The sequence below is a fragment of the Micromonospora sp. NPDC003776 genome, from assembly GCF_053605645.1.
In genome coordinates, this window is record NZ_JBSGJR010000497.1 from 1 (window position 1) to 5,349 (window position 5,349).

At 75.5% G+C, this 5,349-nt stretch carries 9 protein-coding genes; all 9 read left to right on the forward strand.

Features of this window, described 5'->3' with window-relative positions; all coding sequences use genetic code 11:
* Window positions 1-1,766, forward strand: a 1,766-nt coding sequence (locus tag ACWEVO_RS29170; RefSeq protein WP_452310687.1) for an ATP-binding protein, incomplete at its 5' end; no start/stop codon positions are given.
* Entirely contained in the window at window positions 1,763-1,939 is a 177-nt protein-coding gene (locus tag ACWEVO_RS29175) for a hypothetical protein (protein WP_452310688.1), read from the forward strand. The genes ACWEVO_RS29170 and ACWEVO_RS29175, both read left to right, overlap by 4 nt.
* Window positions 1,933-2,556 (forward strand): hypothetical protein, encoded by a 624-nt coding sequence (locus tag ACWEVO_RS29180; protein ID WP_452310689.1) that lies wholly within the window; start codon window positions 1,933-1,935, stop codon window positions 2,554-2,556. The genes ACWEVO_RS29175 and ACWEVO_RS29180 overlap by 7 nt, the downstream gene beginning before the upstream one ends.
* A complete protein-coding gene (locus ACWEVO_RS29185) occupies window positions 2,553-2,816 on the forward strand; it encodes a hypothetical protein (protein ID WP_393174356.1) in 264 nt (87 codons plus the stop codon). Before ACWEVO_RS29180 ends, ACWEVO_RS29185 begins: the two co-directional genes overlap by 4 nt.
* On the forward strand, window positions 2,809-3,897 hold the full coding sequence (locus ACWEVO_RS29190; RefSeq protein ID WP_452310690.1) for a phage late control D family protein: 1,089 nt from the start codon (window positions 2,809-2,811) through the stop codon (window positions 3,895-3,897). Before ACWEVO_RS29185 ends, ACWEVO_RS29190 begins: the two co-directional genes overlap by 8 nt.
* Window positions 3,894-4,376, forward strand: coding sequence for a phage baseplate assembly protein V (locus ACWEVO_RS29195; RefSeq protein WP_452310691.1), 483 nt, complete (start codon window positions 3,894-3,896; stop codon window positions 4,374-4,376). Before ACWEVO_RS29190 ends, ACWEVO_RS29195 begins: the two co-directional genes overlap by 4 nt.
* Window position 4,377: 1 nt before the next feature.
* Entirely contained in the window at window positions 4,378-4,707 is a 330-nt protein-coding gene (locus tag ACWEVO_RS29200; RefSeq protein ID WP_452310692.1) for a hypothetical protein, read from the forward strand.
* Window positions 4,704-5,078 carry a hypothetical protein gene (locus ACWEVO_RS29205; protein ID WP_452310693.1) on the forward strand — a complete coding sequence of 125 codons (375 nt, stop codon included), beginning with the start codon at window positions 4,704-4,706 and terminating at the stop codon, window positions 5,076-5,078. Before ACWEVO_RS29200 ends, ACWEVO_RS29205 begins: the two co-directional genes overlap by 4 nt.
* Window positions 5,075-5,349, forward strand: a 275-nt coding sequence (locus ACWEVO_RS29210) for a hypothetical protein (protein ID WP_452310694.1), incomplete at its 3' end; no start/stop codon positions are given. The genes ACWEVO_RS29205 and ACWEVO_RS29210, both read left to right, overlap by 4 nt.

Below are 5,349 nucleotides of genomic sequence, written 5' to 3' on the forward strand. Positions count from 1 at the left end.
TGCGCCGCTACCGGGAGGCGTGGGCCGACCCGACGCTGGACGACGCCACCCGCGCGGTCGCCGCCGTCGGCGTGGTCGACCCGTACCCCCGTGTGGCGCTGCTGCCGTTGCCCGCCGAGGGCGAGTTCGCCGAGCTGGTCCGGGTCAGCGGCCTCGACACCGGCGCCGAGGCGGTGCTGGCGATCGCCTGGTGGGCGGCGGTGGAGCCGCAGGTGGCCATCGTCTGCGGCTGCGTACACGACGACGCCGGCCGCCGCTGGCCGAGCCTCGGCCTGCTCGCGCACGTCCTCGCCGGGGTGGGCGTGACCGTGCCGCTGACCGTCGACGCCACCCACCCGCTGGTCCGCGGCGGGCTGCTGGACGCGCCGGTCGACCCGGACGCCCCGGTCCGGCTGCCCACCGCCACCGTCGCCGCCATCGCCGGCCAGCGTCCTGAGCCGCCCAGCTGCGGTGGGGTCGCGCCGCGGGTCGCCGCCGCCGCCGCGCACATCGCCGGGCTGCTCGACGCGGGCGTCCCGGTGCTCGCCCGCTGCGAGGCCGCCGACGACCGTATGCCGCTGCGCGACGCGGTGGCCGCGCGGCTCAGCATCGCGCCGGCCGCCACGGCACGGCCACCGGCGGTCGCCCGGCTGCTGCTGCGCCTGGGACATGAGCTGCCGGCGGTTCTGCTCGAGCCGGGTGCGGCGCCGCCGGACGGGGCGGTGTTCGCGGTGGGCGGCGCCGACGAGCCGGGCCCGCCCGGGTGGCACGTCGTCGAGCTCGCTGCCCCGACGCCGGCCGCGGCGGAACAGGCCTGGCGGCGCGCGCTGCGGCAGGCCGGCATCGCCGTGAGCCGGGACGAGCTGGCGGACCTGGCCGGCCGGCTGCCGCTGGCCGAACCGGCGATCGCCGCCGTGGTCGGCCAGGCCCGCGCCGTGGCGGCGGTGGACGGCCGGGTCGCGACCGCCCAGGACGTCGGCACGGCGCTGCGCGCCCAGCCCCGCCACGACCCGGGTGGGCTCGCCCGCCGGCTGCCGGTGATGACCACGCTCGACGACCTCGTTTTGCCCCCGGCGGCCCTCGCCGGGGTGCGGGACCTCGTCGCGCACGCCCGCCACTCCTCCGCCGCGCACGACCGGCTCGGGTTCACCGGCCGGCGGGGCCGGGCCGTCATCGCGCTGTTCCACGGGCCGTCCGGCACCGGCAAGACCGCCGCGGCCGAGGCGGTCGCCGCGGCGATCGACCGTGACCTGTGGATCGTCGACCTGGCCCGGGTGGTGACCAAGTGGCTCGGGGAGACCCAACGCAACCTCGACACTGTGCTGCGCGACGCGGCGACGGCCGGTGCGGTGCTGCTCTTCGACGAGGCGGACGGGCTGTTCGGCAAGCGGGGCGAGGTCACCGACGCCCGCGACCGGTACGCCAACCTGGAGATCGACCACCTGTTGCAGCGCATCGAGGTGCACAGCGGTGTTGTGGTGCTGACCAGTAACCGCCCCTCCGCCCTGGACGACGCGTTCGCCCGGCGGATCCGGCTCGCCGTCCGGTTCGACCTGCCCGACCACAGCGAGCGGGAGCTGCTCTGGCGCCACCACCTGCCCGGCGTGGACACCACCACGGTCGCCCGCGAGGAGCTGTCCGGCGCCACCATCCGCGCCGCCGCGCTGGCGGCCACGGTCAGCGCCCTCGCCGCCGGCACGGAGGTGCGGTCCGAGCACCTGCACGCCGCCGTACGCCGCGAGCTGGAGAAGAGCCGCCGTCCACCGACCGCGCGGAGGCACCGGTGACCGACATCCACGTGACCGTCGACGCGCCGCCCGAGCCGGGTCTGCTGCGCGCCGCCATCGAGGCCGCGCTCGCCGTACGGGCCTGGCCGGACGGGCCCGAGGCGGCCGTCGCGCGGGCCGTCGCCGAGCACGTGACCGAGAACGACCAGAGACCGGGGAGTGGGTCATGTTGATGCGCGGGATGCTGATGTCCTTCTCCGACCCGGTGGCCGGGATGGTGCCGAGCATGGTGCCGTTCCAGTACAACCCGGCCGAGGTCACCCGGGTGCTGCGGGTGCAGGCCGGCACGTCCGGCGGGTCGGGGCTGCGGGTGGGCGGGCCACCGGTGGAGTCGTACACGCTGAAGATCGAGCTCGATGCGCTGGACGCGATCGACAAGCCGATCACCGGGTCGCTCGGCATCGGCCCGCTGCTGGCCACCATCGAGGGGCTGCTGGAGCCGGGCGGCGGCGGGCTGGCCGCGCTGGTCGGGGCGGTCGCCGGCGCGTTCGGCGGTGGTGGCGGCGGCGCCCCGCCGGTGCCCGCGCCGTCGCTGCCGCTGGTGGTGCTCGCCTGGAGCCTGGAGCGGATCGTCCCGGTCCGGGTGGACAGCTGCGCCATCCACGAGACCGGCTTCGACGCCCTGCTGCAGCCCGTGCAGGCCAGCGTGGACCTGTCCCTGACCGTGCTGCGAGGCCGGGACCTCAGCGAGGAGATGAAGCTGGCGAACGTGCTGGCCACGGCCTACCAGGCGGTACGCACAGCCAGCGCCACCGTCGGCATCGCCCAGGGTGTGGAGTTGATGCTGTGAGCGGCCGGTACGCGGACCAGCCGCAGCTGGACGTGACGCAGGACGACGGCTCGACGCGGCGGATGTCGACGCCGAGGATCAGCGTCGCGCCGCGAGCCGACGTGGTCTACCCGGTCCGTGCCGGTGACCGGCTCGACCTGCTCGCGGCGGCGGCGCTCAACGACAGCACCCGGTGGTGGGTGATCGCCGACGCGAACCCGGCCGCCGACGCGCTCACCCTGGAGGAGCCGGGGACGATGCTGGCGGTGCCCGATGCCTGAGACGCGCACCGTGATCACCGTCGCCGGCGCACCGTTGACCGCTCGGCAGCTGGAGCTGGTGCAGAGCGTCAGCGTCGAGGAGTCGCTCGGCAGCCCGGACAAGGTCAGCGTCACCGTCGCGCTGGACACCGACAACAACAGCGCCTGGCACAGTTCGCTGGACGCCTTGGTCGCGCCGGCCACCCCGTTCACCGTGCGGGTGAGCCGGGGCGGGACCAGCTACGAGATCGACGCCCGCAGCGTCAGCGCCAACTGGAGCTTCGCCCCGGGCGGGCTGTCGACGCTGACCGTGGAGGGGATGGACCGCAGCCTCGAGATGGACCGCCGCGACGTGCAGCGGCTGTGGCAGGACACCACCGACTCGACGATCGCGCAGACCCTGTTCGGGCAGTACGGCCTCGCCGCGCAGGTCGAGTCCACCCCGGTCGGCACCGACTCGGCCGCCTACTCGCCGCAGCAGAGCGGCACCGACTGGGCGTTCCTGCGGGGCCTCGCCGGGCGTAACGGATTCGACCTGCACGTCGAGTCGATCGACGGGGTGGTCACCGGGGTGTTCCGGCGGATCAACCCGACCGCGGCGGCGCAGGGCACCCTCCGCCTCGGTTACGGGGATCTCGGCGGCCGGGCCACCGCGTCGGTGCAACTGCTCGCCGGGCAGGAGGTGCACCTGACGCGAACCGTTCCCGGTACCACCGACACCGACGTGGCGAGCGACCCGGGCACCGGGAACGCGATGGGCCCCCGCTCGCTCGGTGGGGCCACCCTCATCCGGACCCACGCCGCGGCCGGCATCAGTGTGCTGGACGCCCGGACGACCGCGACGGCGATGGCCGAACGCAGCGCGTTCGGGGCGTCCCTGGCCACCACGCTGACCGCCCCCGACATGCCGCTGGTCCGCGCCCGCCGCACCATCACCATCGCCGGGCTCGGCCCGACGCTGAACGGGTTGTGGCTGGTGAAGTCGGTCCGGCACACCATCACCGCCGGCGGGCACAGTCAGGCGCTGGGCCTGATCCGCAACGCCCTGGGCAGCGGACCGGCCGGCGGCGTGCCCGCCCTGGCGGCGGTGGTGGCGCTGTGAACGGCGGCTACGTCGGGCTGTTCCCCGGCACGGTGCACGACAACGACGACCCGGAGCAGAAGTGCCGGATCAAGGTGGACGTCCCCGAACTCCTGGACGGCCCGACCGGCTGGTGCCTGCCCGCGCTGCCGTACGCCGGGGACGGCTGTGGCTTCGCGCTGGTGCCGCCGGTCGGCGCGGCCGTGCTGGTGCAATGGCCGCGCGGCGACCTGTCCGCGCAGCCGGTCTGGTCGGGGGCGAACTGGAGCGCCGGCCAGGCGGTGCCCGGCGCCGGGCCGGACACCGTCGTCCTGCTCACCCCCGGCGGCCACCGGCTGGAGCTGTCCGACGCCGACGGCGCGCTCACCGTCACCTCCTCGGCCGGCCCGGTCATCACCCTCGACGACGACGGCGTACGGATCGACAACGGGTCCGGCGCGACCATCGTCATGCGCAACGGGCAGGTCGACATCAACGACGGCGCACTGGTGGTGAAGTGACATGCCCGGCTACCTGCTGACCACCGCCACCGTCGCGACCTGCCCGCACGGCGGGTCGGCGAGCTTCAGCGCGAGCCAGGACCGGGTGCTGGCCGACGGCGCGGCGGTGCTCGTGGTCTCCGACAGCGCCACGATCACCGGCTGTCCGTTCGTGGTCGGCACCGTCGCGAGCCCCTGCACCACGGTGCGCTGGCAGTCCCCGGCGACGCGGGTGACCGCCGGCGAACCGGTGCTGCTGGACACCAGCGTGGGGTTGTGCCTGAGCGCGGCGTCCGCGCCGCAGGGGACGCTCCAGATCAGCTCCAACCAGTCGAAGGTGGAGGGCACATGACCCGTTTCGCCGCCCAACCCTGGACCGTCGGCGCCGGTCGCCGGTTGGCCACCCGCTCCGCGCTGGAGCACCTGGACGACCTGGTCCGCCTGGTCCTGCTCACCGGGCCGAACGAGCGGCTGCACCGGCCGGGCTTCGGCGCGGGGCTGGGCCAGTCCACGCTGTTCCAGCCGCTCTCCCCCGACCTGGCCGGCACCGTACGGGCCCGGGCCCGGGGCAGCCTCACCGACGCGCTCGGCGACCGACTGGACGTGGTGGACGTGACCGTGACCGTCGCGGACTCCACGCTGTCCGCGCAGGTGGTCTACCGTCCCCGGCCGGCGGGCGAGACCCGGACCGTCACCCTCACCCTGCCGGCGGCGGCGCTGTGACCACCTTCGACGCGTACACCGAGCCGATGCAGCCGCAGGCCGGTGCGCTGCGGCGGCCGGAGGCGCTGTTCGGCGGGGGGAGTGTCATCGGGCTGCGGGCGGCCAGCACGACCGGCTCGGGCACCACCCGCACCGTGTCGGTCTGGCTCTACGACGACCCGCCGGCCGGGCTGACCGCCGCCGGCCTGTGGTCGTTCCAGGGCCGCCCGACGGTCACGGTCACCGGCCCGGGGACGATCGTCGCCGCGACCACCGCCCCGGACGGCAACCC

Bases quoted from the DNA above. Each gene is read 5' to 3' on its own strand.
- ACWEVO_RS29205 (WP_452310693.1), top strand. From the start codon at position 4,704: ATGACCCGTTTCGCCGCCCAACCCTGGACCGTCGGCGCCGGTCGCCGG.
- ACWEVO_RS29190 (WP_452310690.1), top strand. From the start codon at position 2,809: ATGCCTGAGACGCGCACCGTGATCACCGTCGCCGGCGCACCGTTGACC.
- ACWEVO_RS29200 (WP_452310692.1), top strand. From the start codon at position 4,378: ATGCCCGGCTACCTGCTGACCACCGCCACCGTCGCGACCTGCCCGCAC.
- ACWEVO_RS29180 (WP_452310689.1), top strand. From the start codon at position 1,933: ATGTTGATGCGCGGGATGCTGATGTCCTTCTCCGACCCGGTGGCCGGG.